The organism is Bradyrhizobium sp. Leo170, assembly GCF_004296405.1.
Taxonomy (GTDB): Bacteria; Pseudomonadota; Alphaproteobacteria; order Rhizobiales; family Xanthobacteraceae; genus Bradyrhizobium.
On the sequence record NZ_PSRR01000897.1, the window covers coordinates 1 to 405 of the forward strand.

The 405-nt window shown below is 65.7% G+C and carries 1 pseudogene; it reads left to right on the forward strand.

Annotation, left to right across the window (positions count from 1 at the left end):
* Nucleotides 1-405 (forward strand): annotated as a pseudogene (locus CWO89_RS45280) (hypothetical protein); the annotation flags it as partial.

Sequence of the window (405 nt, forward strand, 5' to 3'; positions counted from 1 at the left end):
GCGGCACCTCAAACACTTGGCCGGGCTGTTCGTGCAGGTGTTGAGGCTCGCCGAGAAGGCCGGGTTGGTGCGGCTCGGGCATGTCGCGCTCGATGGCACCAAGATCAAGGCGAATGCCTCCAAACACAAGGCGATGAGCTACGAGCGGATGAAGAAGCGCCAATCCGAGTTGCAGGCCGAGGTCGATCGCTGGCTGGCCGCCGCCGAGGCCGCGGATGCTGAAGACGACAAGCTGCACGGCAACAAGCGTGGCGACGAGTTGCCCGACTGGGTCGCCGACAAGCAGAAGCGGATCGAAAGGATCGCCGAGGCCAAAGCTGAGCTGGAGGCTGAGGCGAAGGCCGCGGCCGACGAGGAGCGTCGCATCGAGGCCGAGAAGCAGAAGAACCGCGAGGCCGAGGGCCG